The organism is Sphaerospermopsis torques-reginae ITEP-024 (assembly GCF_019598945.1).
Taxonomy (GTDB): Bacteria; Cyanobacteriota; Cyanobacteriia; order Cyanobacteriales; family Nostocaceae; genus Sphaerospermopsis.
Genome location: NZ_CP080598.1, coordinates 339,297 through 354,363 on the forward strand (window position 1 = coordinate 339,297; position 15,067 = coordinate 354,363).

At 35.7% G+C, this 15,067-nt stretch carries 10 protein-coding genes; 5 read left to right on the top strand and 5 right to left on the bottom strand.

Annotated elements, in window-relative coordinates:
* The first annotated feature begins 455 nt into the window (after nucleotides 1-455).
* Nucleotides 456-836 (top strand): hypothetical protein, encoded by a 381-nt coding sequence (locus K2F26_RS01440; protein WP_220610077.1) that lies wholly within the window; start codon nucleotides 456-458, stop codon nucleotides 834-836.
* Between the two features lie 1,048 nt (nucleotides 837-1,884).
* Here the strand turns inward: K2F26_RS01440 and K2F26_RS01445 are convergent.
* Both K2F26_RS01445 and K2F26_RS01450 read right to left on the bottom strand, forming a co-directional pair.
* Complete coding sequence (locus K2F26_RS01445) at nucleotides 1,885-3,054, bottom strand: helix-turn-helix domain-containing protein (RefSeq protein ID WP_220610078.1); 1,170 nt, start codon at nucleotides 3,052-3,054, stop codon at nucleotides 1,885-1,887.
* Nucleotides 3,055-3,394: 340 nt separating this feature from the next.
* Nucleotides 3,395-3,634 carry a hypothetical protein gene (locus tag K2F26_RS01450; RefSeq protein WP_220610079.1) on the bottom strand — a complete coding sequence of 80 codons (240 nt, stop codon included), beginning with the start codon at nucleotides 3,632-3,634 and terminating at the stop codon, nucleotides 3,395-3,397.
* A gap of 577 nt (nucleotides 3,635-4,211) precedes the next feature.
* Between K2F26_RS01450 and K2F26_RS01455 the strand changes: the two genes are divergently transcribed.
* The 4 genes from K2F26_RS01455 (at nucleotide 4,212) to K2F26_RS01470 (ending at nucleotide 10,887) form a co-directional block, all read left to right on the top strand.
* Nucleotides 4,212-5,069, top strand: coding sequence for a transcription factor RcaD (locus K2F26_RS01455; RefSeq protein WP_220610080.1), 858 nt, complete (start codon nucleotides 4,212-4,214; stop codon nucleotides 5,067-5,069).
* A 101-nt stretch (nucleotides 5,070-5,170) separates the two neighbouring features.
* Nucleotides 5,171-7,276, top strand: a complete 2,106-nt coding sequence (locus K2F26_RS01460; RefSeq protein WP_220610081.1) for an ATP-binding protein — start codon at nucleotides 5,171-5,173, stop codon at nucleotides 7,274-7,276.
* A 15-nt stretch (nucleotides 7,277-7,291) separates the two neighbouring features.
* Entirely contained in the window at nucleotides 7,292-9,892 is a 2,601-nt protein-coding gene (locus tag K2F26_RS01465; protein ID WP_220610082.1) for a DNA translocase FtsK, read from the top strand.
* 110 nt (nucleotides 9,893-10,002) lie between these two features.
* Nucleotides 10,003-10,887 (top strand): ParA family protein, encoded by an 885-nt coding sequence (locus K2F26_RS01470; protein WP_194052351.1) that lies wholly within the window; start codon nucleotides 10,003-10,005, stop codon nucleotides 10,885-10,887.
* 99 nt (nucleotides 10,888-10,986) lie between these two features.
* Here the strand turns inward: K2F26_RS01470 and K2F26_RS01475 are convergent, their stop codons facing one another.
* The 3 genes from K2F26_RS01475 to ileS all read right to left on the bottom strand — a co-directional run bounded on the left by K2F26_RS01475 (nucleotide 10,987) and on the right by ileS (nucleotide 14,931).
* Nucleotides 10,987-11,592, bottom strand: coding sequence for a Uma2 family endonuclease (locus K2F26_RS01475; protein ID WP_194052350.1), 606 nt, complete (start codon nucleotides 11,590-11,592; stop codon nucleotides 10,987-10,989).
* A 63-nt stretch (nucleotides 11,593-11,655) separates the two neighbouring features.
* On the bottom strand, nucleotides 11,656-11,811 hold the full coding sequence (locus K2F26_RS01480; RefSeq protein ID WP_194052348.1) for a UPF0175 family protein: 156 nt from the start codon (nucleotides 11,809-11,811) through the stop codon (nucleotides 11,656-11,658).
* 237 nt (nucleotides 11,812-12,048) lie between these two features.
* Nucleotides 12,049-14,931: an isoleucine--tRNA ligase gene (gene ileS, locus K2F26_RS01485; RefSeq protein WP_246605493.1), complete on the bottom strand. Its 2,883-nt coding sequence runs from the start codon at nucleotides 14,929-14,931 to the stop codon at nucleotides 12,049-12,051.
* Nucleotides 14,932-15,067 lie beyond the last annotated feature (136 nt).

Below are 15,067 nucleotides of genomic sequence, written 5' to 3' on the forward strand. Positions count from 1 at the left end.
TTAGTCAAGCAAAAAAGTGCAGGGTGCAGAGAAGAAATTTCTGAGCTTTTGGAAATTCTCAACGGATATTTAGGTAAATAGTAGAGTTTTTTAGACTAGAGGTTTGTATTGCTCTCTCTCAATAGCTCTGAAATTATTTTGACCACAGCTAAAAATTCTCCACAGCCTGCCAAAACAGATAAATTGGTGATTTACTGAATACTAAATATTGTAAGTAAATTAGGTACAAAATTTATCTATTTTCGTAATGAGGTTAGGGATTTTTACTGCTGTAAAGACTTTTCTGCGGAATTTCTGCTCTGACTGTTGGTATATATTGCTGACTTTCTTCACTCAGCAAGTAAATATACCTTGGTAACAAATTTTTCACATCTAGAAAGTAAAAAAATTGGCTTAAATTTTCCGGATCTACAAAAAATTTTGAGTTTATTGTTACACGTAAATATGTAAGCACGATGAATATCAAACTCGATAAACACACTCCAGATAGTCTGGCATCTTTATTTGTCCTTCTCATGGAAGAAGGAATGACACCAAATCAAATTTTGGTTGGTATTGTTCGTCTAGCGACGGATAGCAAAGAATTAGAAGGAACAATTGTATCAGGCGATTGTATACGTTTCCTGTTGGCGACAATGCCACTAGATACAAGTGCGCCAGGGGTGACTGAGTTTGTATTATCCCTGGCCAAAGAAGGCGTTAGTAGCTTGATGCTGTTGGATGCTTTGGGTTTTGCCTGCTATGTTTGTGGTTTGTTCGATACTGCTAGTTTGCTCCGCTTGACTTATCAGAGATTGCAAGCTGACAAAATCATTTCCCAAATGCTGCGCGACTAATAGCTAATGACTAACCAATGTTTTTTTAGACTGCTCATGCCAAATCAAAAAATGCTCAACCAAACAATGGATGAACTGATAAAACTGATAAAAGAGTTATATGTTTCCTGTGAGATATTTAGCCAGTTGTAGTGAAGCGACTAAAAAGTTAAGGGACTGCTACAACATATAGGGGTGTTGTACAGTGCTTCATCAACAACTGGCGAGTGGCTGTAAGTTCTAAGGGTTGGCTGCCATCCTTCCCTTGGAACTATTTTTAACTGTCCTGTTCTTTTTGTTGATATTTCTATTAAAACGGTAACTAAAAAATTTTGTCTGCCAAATTGCCAAAACCTTGAATTGTTGGGCTGACGGTGGAAATGAGGATTTTGATTGCATAGATGGGGCGTTGAGGAGCGCCCCTTTTCCTATTTTCCTCATGGTAGGGGGCAGGGGAGTTGGGGAGAAATATTTAGGGTTTGCTGAAAAAGTCCTTTCGTTAGGGCTAGGAGTCAGGAGTCAGGAGTCAGGAGTCAGGAGGAGAATTAAAGACATTTTTTCATTTCTGTCCGCCCAGAAAAGTGCAAGGTTTTTCAGACTCAAGACGCTATAACGAAAGCACCTACCGTCTTTTTTATGAGCCTCACAGCTTTGATTTATGAGGTTTTTTGGTTTATTCAGCATCCCCTATTTACCTCCTGCCTTCTGCCTATTGCCTGCTGCCTTCTGCCTCGCTCATGATCATAATGTTGGCACAATTCTTTACTAGCTGTGCAGCAAGTTCAAATTGAGGAAATTTTTAGAGGTTGTTTGAAAAGTCTAAATTCATACATCCCTTGGCGATTATAAATCGCGTCTACACAGACCAAACCCACCTTCGTGGGTTCAAGAGCCTTGATTTTTCATGAGTCCACTAGTGGAATTCGTTTGTATAGTAGCGAATTATATTCGCCGATAGCGTAGCGTGGCATTAGCTTTTAAAACATCCTCTTACTAATTCGTAATTCGTAATCATTATTTAATAGGTTAAAGCCTACATAAATTGTAATTGCGAATTATGAATTATGAATTATGAATTATGAATTATGATGATATGTTTTTTATGATCAAATTGAATTTTACCTTGTTGTTGGAACTGACTCAGTAAGCGTGTAATTGTGACTCTGGTAGTACCACAGATATTGGCAATATCTTCATGAGTGAGGCGAAAACAGAGGCGTGTTCCTTCTGTTACTGGTTCTCCAATTTGCTGTTTTAAAATTTCTAATAACTTGTGTAATCTTTCTTGTACGTTTCGTTGACCAGCCATAAATAAAAAAGATTGTGTTTGTTGTAATCGCTGTTGCATTTTAGATAATAGGATTTCATTGAGGTTGGGTGTAGCTGCAATTTCTGAGAGGTAAATTGGTACTACTTCGACATCTGCAATGGCTGTGGCTTGGTAAATGGGTAGAGATGTCATACTAGAGCCAAACATCATGCCTGGTTTTGCTAACCCTGTGATTATTTCTGCACCTGTTTCATTAAATGAACTGAGTTTAACTAAACCCTGACGAACTAACCAAATTAATACAGGATTGAGGGTGATAATTTCTCCTTTGGAATGTTTATGTATAGGACGATTTTCAATTAGGTCGGTCAAATGTTTAACATCTGTTGATTCTACTGGCTGAGAGGCAACACTTTTATGTATTAACCAGTGTAATTTCGTCCGTTTCTCATGCTGATTGGCAACAGATTTGACTTTCAAAGAGGCATCAAATGAATCATCATGATGTGGCTTTAATCGTAATAATATTTCTTGGATTTGCTCAGATGGAGATATCTGGTTAATTGTGCTGAAAAAGTAGGAGTGTTGTTCTTGTGAAATGAAATTTGTTATTGGTTTTCCAACTAGAAAATTTTGGTCGATGTTTAGTAATTGTGATGCTAATCGGTTGGCTTCTTGGATAATACCTTGTTGATCAGTTACTAAATAAGCTGCTGGTGCAAATTCAAATAATTCTTGGTAATGTTGGCGTTGTGTTTCCAGCAAGGTGCAATTTTGCATGAGTTCTTCGTTTTGCTGGTAAAGTTCCTCAGCTGCTAATTGCAACATTTTTGAGGTGCTATGTAGTTCTTTAAATGCTTGGGGTAGTAGATCAGAGGGAATCCAGGGTAATACGGTAGCAGTTTGGTATAAATCTGCTAAATGCTGGTGTAATGCTTCTGCTCGTTGGATAAATAGTTGTATGTTCACTTTTAGTTCCCGCCTTTATATGGATATTCAGTGAAAAATTCCATTACTTTAAATTTGGGAAAGTTTTTTTATAGCCTTTTAAGGTGTTAAGAAATCAAACTTCACTATAGTTTAATCTTTAATTAATCATTTAGTATTTTTTTAAAAGGTTTACTATTAATATATATATATATATATATATTAATAAAGTTAATTATATTAAAATTGTTTATTTTTTAGCGTTGTTTACTTGTAGTTTGCATTATAAGGATTAATTTATGCGAATAAACAGATTTTTGACATCTGACGTACCCTACCAATGTGCCAGTTGCGTAATTCGTCCACTGATAACTATATTTGTCTATAGATTGGGCGAATTTTTGGGATACTGAGATTGGCGATCGCCTGATTTTTTGTGAACTTTGTTGCCATTTTGCTGATCATGCTGGGTTTGTATTTCATACCATTCACTCATGCAATATTCTGACCAACAAAAGCAGTATTCATGCCAACAAAAATCACATAAGTTGGAATCTGCTATTTGCTCTCCGTTGGATACAGGTTTGACGCTATTATGAGGACAGTGAATATAATTACTCATTGGTGTTAACTCCTTTTTTAAATGAAAACAACAGCTGTATTAACAGGACTTACGCAAACGGGAAAGAAAGTAGGGGTAATTCATGAATTACCCCTACACAATAATCAGGTTTTCAGTCAAATCTTGCGTAAGTCCTAATTAAATTATTTTTATTACTCACATTATAAGTAAATTTGTTTATAAAGCTTTCTAGCAATTTCCCAAGTAAAGTTAGTTTCTATAAGTTTATATAAATTATCTGGCATTATGAGAGAGTTGATATCTAAGTTGTGAAACTTTAAAAATTTGACTAATAGCTTTTATGTATTCTGCGGGTTATTTTGCTTTTAATGCTCGTCGTGGTGTGTTGATACTATTTACAGTAAGTCCTTCTAACCCGCGATCGCTCCGGGAGTAGATTAATCTTTACACAACCAAATCTAACAATAGCTTATTCAGGAAGGAATGACTAGAAATTTGCATAATCATAATATTTAGTGAAAAATGGTACACATTAGAGTTAATATAATAAAAGTGTGTCAATTTTTCTCTGTTTAACCTAGATTAGTCATAGTTCGCAGCCAGCAACATTAAGCACATGGATACTAACCAGTTAAAATTTGTATTAAAACTATTGGGATGTCCCAACTACCGCGCTGGGTTAAGTTCCAGTGTTTTTGATTCTTTTAAAAAAGATAAAAACAAAATTTGCCGAGATTTGAAAGCACTAGAACTGGTAGACTATTCCCAAGAGATTGCCACAGTAAAAATCAAGGATGCTGGACAGGCTTTGTTAAAATTAGATTCCAGTCAATTACCCATCAGTGATAAAGAACTGAAAGTATTGGAAAAGATCGGTAAAAGTTCTAAAAAAATCGCCCCCAGTGAAATTAAAGTTTCTGGTTTGAAGTCAGATGAACGAGAGACGATATTAAACGTATTAACTGGAAGGGGTTTGATTGAAATAGAAATCAAGATGAAAAGACTCAAAGCTGAAGTGTGGTTAACTCCAAGGGGGATGGAATTTTTGCGGGATGAATTTATCCCCAATCAAGGTAACAATCCTGTTATAAGTTTAGACTTATTGGGTAATTATATCCGGTTTTTGCGGAAGAATTTACGCCACTCACAAGCAGTTGTTTCCCTATTATCTACCAGTGAAAATTCGGAAATAGAAACTATCAGTAAACCTAGTGATGAACAGGTTTTAGAGACTATTAAAAAATTAGATCGAGAACTGGGTACAGAGAATTATTTACCCATCTTTCATCTGCGAGAAAAGTTACAACCACCTTTATCAAGGGATGAATTAGATCACGCTTTATATAGGTTGCAAAGAAATGATCTAATTGATTTGAGTTCTTTACAAGAAGTTAGTGCTTATACCCCAGAACAAATTGATGCGGGTATCCCTCAAAATATTGGTGGTCAACTGTTTTTTATCATCGTCAACTAACAGTTATCAATTCATCTACATAGTTTGATTATTTTCTGATTATTTTCTGATTATTTGCTTTTTTCCTTAATTCCTCCTCACACCGATTTTTAGATTTAGCAATGACAAACATTAACGATATTATCAAACGTGAAGTCAACCCTTTTGATGTTATCAATTTAAAGCCTACTAATTTTTGGGCGGATCAACAGGATGTAACATTAATGGTTGATTCAATTCATAAAGAAGCAATCACAGAGATAGAATATTTACTAAATTTAGTAGGGAAAGATCATCGTAGTCGTACAGTTTTATTAGTTGGTGAGTCTGGTGCAGGTAAAAGTTATTTATTAGGTCGTCTCAAACGCACTCTTAACCCTAAAGCTTTTTTCGCTTATATTCTTTGTAACTGGGCTGATAGTAGTAATATTTGGCGGCATATTTTACGTTATACAGTTGATAGTTTGATTCAAGTTCCTGAAGGTGAAAAAGAATCACAATTAATGTTATGGCTGAAAAGTTTATCAGCCTTTACAAAAAGTGATATCAAAAAACGAATATTTAATGATAATTTTTGGGAAGCATTACAAAGTAATCGCCAAAAATTTATTAAACATCTCAAGGAAACCTATAAAAAAGCAGGTATCTATAACCCAGATATCTTTTTTGGTGTGCTGCACGATTTAGCAAATCCTGAATTATATGATACAGCTTGTGAATGGTTGCGAGGAGATGATTTAAGTGAAGAATCAATGAAAGAAATAAAGGTTAAACACTGTATTGATACAGAAGATGCAGCCAAAAATATTTTAGCTAATTTTGGCAGAATTTCCACACAAACCCAACCAATAGTTTTATGTTTTGATAATTTAGATACTATGCCCCAATCACCAGAAGGTTTTTTGGATATCCAACCTTTTTTTAATGTTAATACAACAATTCATGGGGATAATTTAAAAAATTTCTTAGTGATTATCAGTGTGATCACAAATACTTTAAAACGCCATTGGGATCGGGTACTGCCAGCGGACAAAGCAGGAATACATAAAACAATTCAGCTAAAAGACATTACTATAGAACAAGCGGAAGCACTTTGGGCTTATCATCTCAAACCATTACATCAATTAGCATATCCTCAACCAGAATCCTCTCTTTTTCCTCTCACTCGGCAAATTTTAGAAACAAATTACCCCGGTGGTAGAACCAAGCCAAGAAATACATTAACTCTGGGACGTGACGAATATCAAAAATATAAAATTGATATCATCAGTGGTCATATCAAACCTGAACCTGTAGCACAAACAAAAGTTACCATACCCCAACAAAAAATCACTCCTGATCCCATAATTACTATTTCTTTATCTGTAAGTGATCCAGAAACAACTCAAGCAGAATTTGAATTACTATGGCAAAAAGAATATAAGAAAATTCAGGGTAAAATTACAAAATTATCTCTGTTATCATCATCTGACTTAATTCAGATGTTACAACAATCTCTATCAGCTTTACAAATACAGGGAATTAAACCCAAACTTTTAACTGGAAAATATGCTACTTATTCATTGAGTTATCAGCAGTCTCAAAAACAAGAAAGAGTAGGAATAGTCTGGACAGAAGATTCTAACATGACTACTTTTTTTCATGTTATGAATGCTTGCAAAAATGTAATTCATAACAATAGCTGTAAAACTCTTTATTTAGTCCGTGCTGGAAATGTAGGAAAACCAAATCTTGCAGGAAATCAACTTTATAGGGAACTTTTTACACACACTCATCACCAACATATCAAACCAAGTCTAACAGCAGTTCATTATTTAGCAACATACCAAAGTTTTGTCAATTCTGCAAAATCTCAAGAATTAGTCATTGGTGGGAAAAAGATTAATGTACAAGGATTAGAATCTTTAGTGCGTGAATCTCAAATCTTGCATAACAAATGTACTTTGTTACATGATTTAGGTCTTGTTGCTGCAACAGAAAAAGATACAAATGGTAAAGTTAGAAGAGATTACAGACCTGTAAAAGATTTTCTTTTAAATCTCGTCAAAACTCAAGGATTTATGGGAGTACCTACATTAATTTCCCAAACATCTAGTCAATTTTCTGATGTTCAAGAAACTGACATTAAAATGTTAATTGACCTATTATGTCAAGAAAATAAAACTAAGATTATGAACCCAAAAGCTAAATTACAAGACCAATTAATTTCTTGGAATCCTCAAATATAATCTATATATCAGCCAATGCACTACCTAACAAAAGATGGCGAAATATATCAGCAAATTTACCAAATATCCCGATCAAAAACTCTATGGATAGATACAGAAATTGCTGATTGGAATACTCCTTACCCTAGATTATCATTAATTCAAGTATTGGCTGATACCACAGACTTAACTGGTGAGTCTGCTTTAATTTTAGATGTCTTAGATAAACCTGATTTGGTAAATTATTTTATCAATCAAATCATGGTAAAATCAGAAATTACTAAGGTTTTTCATAACTCTGGATTTGATGTTAAATATTTAGGGGGAAAACTAGCCCAAAATATTATTTGTACATACCAATTATCTAGAAAAATTACCCGTGAAAAACTGCAAGTTAGTAATTTAAAACTCAAAACTTTAGCTGTAGAACTTTGTCAATTTTATGATGTAGATGCAGAAGAAGGAACAAGTGATTGGGGAAAACGTCCTCTTACTCAAAAACAGTTAAACTATGCAGCAATGGATACAGTTTATTTAGCTGCTGTCCACCGTCGCTTACTACAAATATCTCAACCTGAAGCTATTAATGAGATTTTTAATATGGTAAATAATAAATCTGAAAATTCATCTTTAACACCGACTAAAGTTAGAATAGCGTTTGAATGTCCGCGTTTATTTTATCTGAATCATCATTTTGATAATAAAGCAATATTCTTGCCTAAAAATTATATTTCCGGTGTTGGTAATGTTTTTCATAAATTAGCTGATGATCTGATAGAATTAATCAAGATTAATCCCCAAATTAAATCTTTATTAATCGCCGATGTCAGTAGATTAAATTTAGAACAAATATCCTCAGAAATTCAAAAAATATTTTATCAAATTAAATTCTTCCCTTATTTACAAAATAGTATCAGTCAAGATGATAGTAAGGCAACTACTTTATTACAAGTTTGGCAGGGAATACAAGGACTAATTAAAAAAATCACGGAATTATTAATTATTAATCGGCGTTATTGTAGTGCTGAGACGGTAATTAAAAATACTTTTATTCAGGAAGAAAGAACTTTAGAATATTATTTTAATTTACCTGATGGTACACAACAATTAGTGAGAGGTGAATTTGATTGTTTAGTTTTTAATTTTGAAGTTAAACGCCTGTGTATGATAGAGTTTAAAACCTATCACCCTGTAGATCCAGCAGCACAGTTAGCACAGGTTTCTCTGTATAGTTATATGTTATTTCAAAAGAAAAAAACATCGGTAGATTCTGCGGTTTATTGTGTTTTACCTGAGTTTAAAGATTATCAATATTCCTGGGAACAATTAGAAAATACAGTTCATCAATTAATTCCCTACAAACTATTACAAATGCAGAAATGGTTAAAATGGGAGTCTCCTAACCCTAACCCACCACCTGCGACGACTCAACCCCATTTATGTGAAATTTGTCCTCAACAACAAAAGTGTCAAAGTTTTTTTATTGGGGAATTTGATCCCCCCCAACCCTTAAAAAGGGGGGAGAGTTTACCTATTATTAACTCTGATGAAATTGGAGAATCTGATACCCCTCACTTAAAAAGTAGGGAGAGTTTACCAAATATTAATGCTAATGAAATTGGAGAATGTTTAGTGACAACTTTGGCATCTTTTAAGGTTAATGTAGATTATCATGGTGCTGATGTAAGTCCGGCATTTATTCGTGTGAAAATTAAACCCCATTTAGGGGTAAAAGTGCCTTCAATTTTAAAATTATCTGCTGATTTACAAGTACAATTAGGGTTAGAAAATCCCCCTTTAATTGCTCCCCAAGCTGGTTATGTCAGTGTTGATTTACCACGCAAAGATAGACAAATTGCTAAATTTGAGGATTATATTCCCAAGCAGTTTTTACCAGCAAATACACCTGTTAAAATTGCGGTGGGAATAGGTATTGATGGTAATTTATTGGAAGCTGATTTATCTGATCCGAATACTTGCCATTTTTTAGTAGGAGGAACAACAGGAAGCGGTAAAAGTGAATTTTTAAGATCCTTACTTCTCAGTTTACTATACCGTTATTCTCCCCAACATCTGAAAATTGCCTTAGTTGATCCGAAAAGAGTAACATTTCCAGAGTTTGAACAAATTCCCTGGTTATATTCACCAGTAGTTAAAGATAGCGATCGCGCGATCGAATTAATGGAAGAATTATTGATAGAAATGGAATCTCGCTATCAAAAATTTGAAAAAGCTAAATGTGCAGATTTAACCGTTTATAATCAAAAATCTGCCTCACCTTTACCCCGGATAGTATGTATTTTTGATGAATATGCCGATTTTATGGCAGAAAAAGAAATTCGTACTGCATTAGAACAAAGTATCAAACGTTTAGGTGCAATGGCAAGAGCAGCAGGAATACATTTAATTATTGCTACCCAACGTCCAGAAGCGGGGATAGTCACCCCTATTATTCGCTCAAATTTACCGGGAAGAATTGCTTTAAGAACCTCTAGTGAAGCTGATTCTAAAATTGTTCTTGGTGGAACACAAACAGCAGCAGCATATCTATTAGGTAAAGGTGATTTACTTTATCAAGTTGGTTCTCAGTTACATCGTTTACAAAGTTTATTAGTAAAAAATATGAAACTCTCTTAACTAAATACTCGACTTTTTCCAGAAGTCGGGGATCTAAGTAGAAAAAGTGAAAATCTATTAGATAATATGTACGCTACATTAATGGGAATGCGTCAGCAGAGGAAATAAAAATGGGATATGTAATTGCAACTGCAAACATGAAAGGTGGAGTGGGTAAAACTACGGTTACTGTTAATTTAGCCACTTGTTTAGCAAAAAATCACGGGAAAAAGGTATTGGTTCTCGATTTAGATAGTCAAATTAGTGCTACCCTCAGTTTAATGTCGCCAGTGGAGTTTGCTAAACGTCGCAAACAAAGAAAGACTTTTAGATATTTGATAGATGAAGTTATTAACCCATATCCCAATGCTGAATACAAGATTCAGGATATCATTCAAGGTGAATTATGTAAGCTGCCGGGATTAGATTTATTGCCTGGAGATATCGACTTATATGATGAATTTGTCGTTTCAGAAATGCTGCATAATCAAGCTTTAGCTTTGGGTGAACAAGATTTTGAGACTATTTGGAATCGTTTTGAAAGAGTGCTAATTAGAGACATTTTAAAACCAGTGCGTGATCAATATGATTTTATTCTTTTAGATTGCGCCCCTGGTTATAATCTCATGACTCGTAGTGCTTTAGCAACTAGCGATTTTTATCTTTTACCTGCTAAACCAGAACCTTTATCTGTGGTGGGTATTCAATTATTAGAAAGACGCATTGCTCAGTTGAAAGACAGTCATGAACATGAAGCAAAAATCAATATCAAAATGTTAGGAATTGTCTTTAGTATGTGCAATACTAACTTGTTGACTGGCAGATATTATAAACAAGTAATGCACCGAGTTGTGGAAGATTTTGGTGTAGAAACTATTTGTCAGGCACAAATTCCCGTTGATGTAAATGTAGCCAAAGCTGTTGATAGTTTTATGCCGGTAACGTTAATGAGTCCGGGTTCTGCTGGCGCGAAGTCATTTATGCAGTTAACTGAGGAATTATTGCGGAAGTTGTAAAATTTTCGTGCATATAGATCCCCGACTTCTGACATCAATTTATCATTTATTTACAAGATTAAAAAAGAAGTCGGGGATCTGCGGTTATTTTATTAAAAATTACCATATTTCTCTTAAATCTAAAATAAATCCAGGTAAAATATCTTCACCATTTAATGTTTGAGGATGGTCTAATTCTTCCACAGGTTGACTAGGACGATAAATATATACTTTTTGTTGTTTTCTATCAATTAACCAAGCTAATTTCACACCATTTTCTATATATTCTTCCATCTTTTCTTGTAGTGTTTTTAAGTTATCAGTTTCGGAACGCAACTCTACTACGAAATCAGGACAAATTGGCGCAAATTTCTTTCTTTGTTCTGTGGGTATTGCTTCCCATTTTTCCTTTTTGATCCATGCTGCATCAGGAGAACGTACAGCACCATTAGGTAAGGTAAAACCACCACTAGAACCAAAACCTACTCCTGTACCATCTTTTTTTGTCCAAATACCTAATTGCACAATTAAATTAAAATTGCGTTCATCTGTTTCTGATCCGGTAGGTGACATAATTAATAAATCTCCAAATTGGTTACGTTCAATTCTAAAATCACGGTTTAATTTACAGAAATCAAAAAATTGATCATCAGTCATGATGATATCTGGTTGCATTTTTAGCACCATTGGTAAGGTTTCTGTAACTACGGGTGTTTGTGTGTTCATAGTTTTGATCTTCACACTATGTATAATCGGAAAAACTGACTCTTTGGTAAGGGTTTAGCAATGCTAAACAGATAATTCACGCGCTTTACCAAAAGAAAGAATCCTTTTTTGATAAAGTCTAATTGCTAATTCAATCTTTACTCTATCAAGACGTTCATCAGGAGGTATGCGTAATTCTTCGGTTATTTGATCAGGAATCTCTAAGATTAATTTGCTCATATTTACTAATTACTATTAATAATTTATTGTATAATTATAATCAAATTAATATTGATTGTCCATTAATTTTAATTATTTTTATTAATTTATAATATCGCATTTTTTACACCCTCCCTAATAGCTAAAGTCAACCAAGGTTTACTATACTAAAAAATTTTCTTTTAATTTATTTAGTTATCTTTAGATGACTTCAGCTATGAGACTGGGAATTAATTCCCAGTCGGGTTATCGGTTTTACTAAAACTCCCCAGCTAATGCGGGAACACAACGTTCACACAGTAAAGGATGTTCTTCAGATTCTCCTACATGAGTAGAATAATTCCAACAGCGATCGCATTTTTCACCGTCTGCATTTACCACCCCAATAGTCCAATTTTCGGTAGTTGCGGTGTATTTCACATCGGCAATTTTGGCAGCTTCATCTACTATTTCTACCTGAGATGCTAATAATAAATATCGCAACTCATCCACACCATTACCCTTTGCAGAATTGAAACCTTTGATAGCTTCACATAACTGTTGATGGGGAATATTTACTAACACCTTTGATTCCAAAGATGAACCAATCATTTTTTCGATCCGCGCTTGTTCCATCACCTTATTAACATCAGTGCGGAGTGTTCGCAGCGTATCCCAAAATTCTGCTAATTCTGCATTTTCCCATTCATCACTAACCTTTACCCAACCAGCTTCAAACACTGATTTATAAGGAGTTTGATAGGGGATAAATTGCCAAATATCTTCCGCAGTATGACACAAAACTGGTGCGATCGCTCTCGCTAAATTTTCCAATGCAATCTGCAAAACTGTTTGACAACTGCGACGACGGAAACTATCAGCAGCACTGATATATAATCTATCTTTGGCAATGTCTAAATAAAAATTAGACAAATCCACAACACAGAAATTCTGGACTGTTTGGAAAAAGCGGAAAAATTGGAAACTATCAAAAGCAGTTGTCACTTCATTAAATACCTCACGGATGCGGTGTAACATATACCGATCTAAATCAGGTAACTTATCAAAATCAACCGCATCTTTTTGAGGATCAAAATCATGTAAACTACCCAACAAAAACCGTGCAGTATTGCGGATTTTATTTCTCACATCAGCTAATTGTTTAATGATGTTACTTCCTAACCGCACATCACCAGAATAATCAACTGAAGACACCCACAAACGCAACACATCCGCACCATAAGCGGGTTCTTTTTTCTGATCTTTTCCACCATTAATAATGATTTGCGGATCAACCACATTCCCCACAGATTTACTCATTTTTCGGCCTTGTTCATCTAACACAAAACCATGAGTTAAAACCGTTTTATAAGGTGCAATGCCATTTACCGCTACACTGGTTAACAGCGAAGATTGAAACCATCCCCGATGTTGATCAGAACCTTCCAAATACATATCAACAGGATAACCTAATTCTGGTCTTTGCTTCGCTACAGCCGCCCAAGATGAACCAGAATCAAACCACACATCCATCGTATCTGTACCTCGGCGATATTTACGCCCATTACTGCGGTAAGTTTCGGGTAACAACTCTTCAACAGAAAGTTCCCACCAAGCGTCAGAACCCTTCTCTGCAATGATAGCTTGCACGTGGTTAATGGTATCTGCATTCAGCAACGCTTCCCCAGTTTCCTCATCATAGAACACAGGAATGGGAACACCCCAAGAACGCTGACGAGAAATACACCAGTCAGAACGTTCTGCAACCATCGGTGTAATGCGATTCTCACCTTGCGCGGGAATCCAACGCACAGATGCGATCGCCTTTAAAGCATCCTCCCTAAATCCTGCCACAGAAGCAAACCATTGTTCAGTAGCGCGGAAAATCGTCGGTTTCTTGGTTCTCCAATCATAAGGATATTTATGAGAGTATGCTTCCTCTTTCAACAGAGAACCCGCTTCCATCAAAGCATCAATAATCGCTTGATTACCATCGCCCAAAACATTCAAGCCAGCAAACTTACCAGCTTCATCCGTGAAATTACCATTATCATCCACAGGGGCGAGAATCGGCAAACCATAACGCTGACCCACAATGTAATCTTCTTGACCATGACCAGGAGCAGTATGCACCAACCCAGTACCAGAATCAGTAGTGATATAATCACCACCAACCACCACCGGACTTTCACGGTCAAAAAGCGGATGACGATAAGTGCAGTGTTCCAAATCCTGACCCGCAAAAGTCGCCTTCACAGTCAAATCAACATCCAAAGTTGCAGTCAAACTTTCCACCAACTCCGCCGCAACTATCAGATACTTGCATCCTCTCTGCGTCTCTGCGTCTCTGCGTGCCACCTCAACAACCGCATAATTTAACGCCCCATTCACAGCCACCGCCAAATTACCGGGTATCGTCCAGGGAGTAGTTGTCCACACAGCCACGCCCAAATCAGGTAAGAAAGGCTCTAAAACTGATTTTAGTTTTTCCGACACCTTCACCACCGGGAAAGCGGCGTAAATACTCCGGGAAACGTGGCCTTCAGGATATTCTAACTCAGCTTCTGCTAAAGCGGTTTTAGAACTAGGACTCCAGTGTACAGGCTTTAAACCGCGATAGATATATCCTTTTAAGTACATTTGCCCAAATACGCCAATTTGCGCGGCCTCGTATTCTGGCTTTAAGGTTAAATAAGGATTATCCCAGTCACCCCACACACCATAACGTTTAAAACTATTGTGTTGGTCATTAACAGCATCAATGGCAAACTGTTTTGCTTTTTGACGCAATTGTAAAGGTGTGAGGTTTTGGCGTTCTGCTTGTTTCATGTTTTGCAGAACTTTTAACTCAATCGGTAATCCGTGACAATCCCAGCCCGCAACGTAACGAACTTTACGACCTTGGAGGAGGTGGTAACGGTTAATAATATCTTTGAGAATCTTATTTAAAGCGTGACCAATATGCAACTGACCGTTAGCGTAGGGTGGTCCATCATGCAGTATAAATAATTCGCCTGGGTTTTCTTGAGAGAGGCGAGAATAAATGTTGTTTTCTTCCCAGAATTTTTGGATTTCGGGTTCGCGTTTAATTGCGTTTGCCCGCATATCAAAGTTAGTTTTGGGGAGGTTAACGGTATCTTTGTATTTTCCAGTTTCGGTCACAGTTTCATGCCTAAATCTAGGTTTGCAGTTATTTGATCAATTATAAGAGATGGTATGATTGTAGGATGCGGTGAGCGATCGCTATATTGATCAGATATTTATAGTCATACTTTCAGACAATAGATCACATCTGTAG

Coding starts and splice junctions, on each gene's coding strand:
- K2F26_RS01440 (WP_220610077.1), top strand. CDS start 456: ATGAATATCAAACTCGATAAACACACTCCAGATAGTCTGGCATCTTTA.
- K2F26_RS01450 (WP_220610079.1), bottom strand. CDS start 3,634: ATGAGTAATTATATTCACTGTCCTCATAATAGCGTCAAACCTGTATCC.
- K2F26_RS01455 (WP_220610080.1), top strand. CDS start 4,212: ATGGATACTAACCAGTTAAAATTTGTATTAAAACTATTGGGATGTCCC.
- K2F26_RS01460 (WP_220610081.1), top strand. CDS start 5,171: ATGACAAACATTAACGATATTATCAAACGTGAAGTCAACCCTTTTGAT.
- K2F26_RS01465 (WP_220610082.1), top strand. CDS start 7,292: ATGCACTACCTAACAAAAGATGGCGAAATATATCAGCAAATTTACCAA.
- K2F26_RS01470 (WP_194052351.1), top strand. CDS start 10,003: ATGGGATATGTAATTGCAACTGCAAACATGAAAGGTGGAGTGGGTAAA.
- K2F26_RS01475 (WP_194052350.1), bottom strand. CDS start 11,592: ATGAACACACAAACACCCGTAGTTACAGAAACCTTACCAATGGTGCTA.
- K2F26_RS01480 (WP_194052348.1), bottom strand. CDS start 11,811: ATGAGCAAATTAATCTTAGAGATTCCTGATCAAATAACCGAAGAATTA.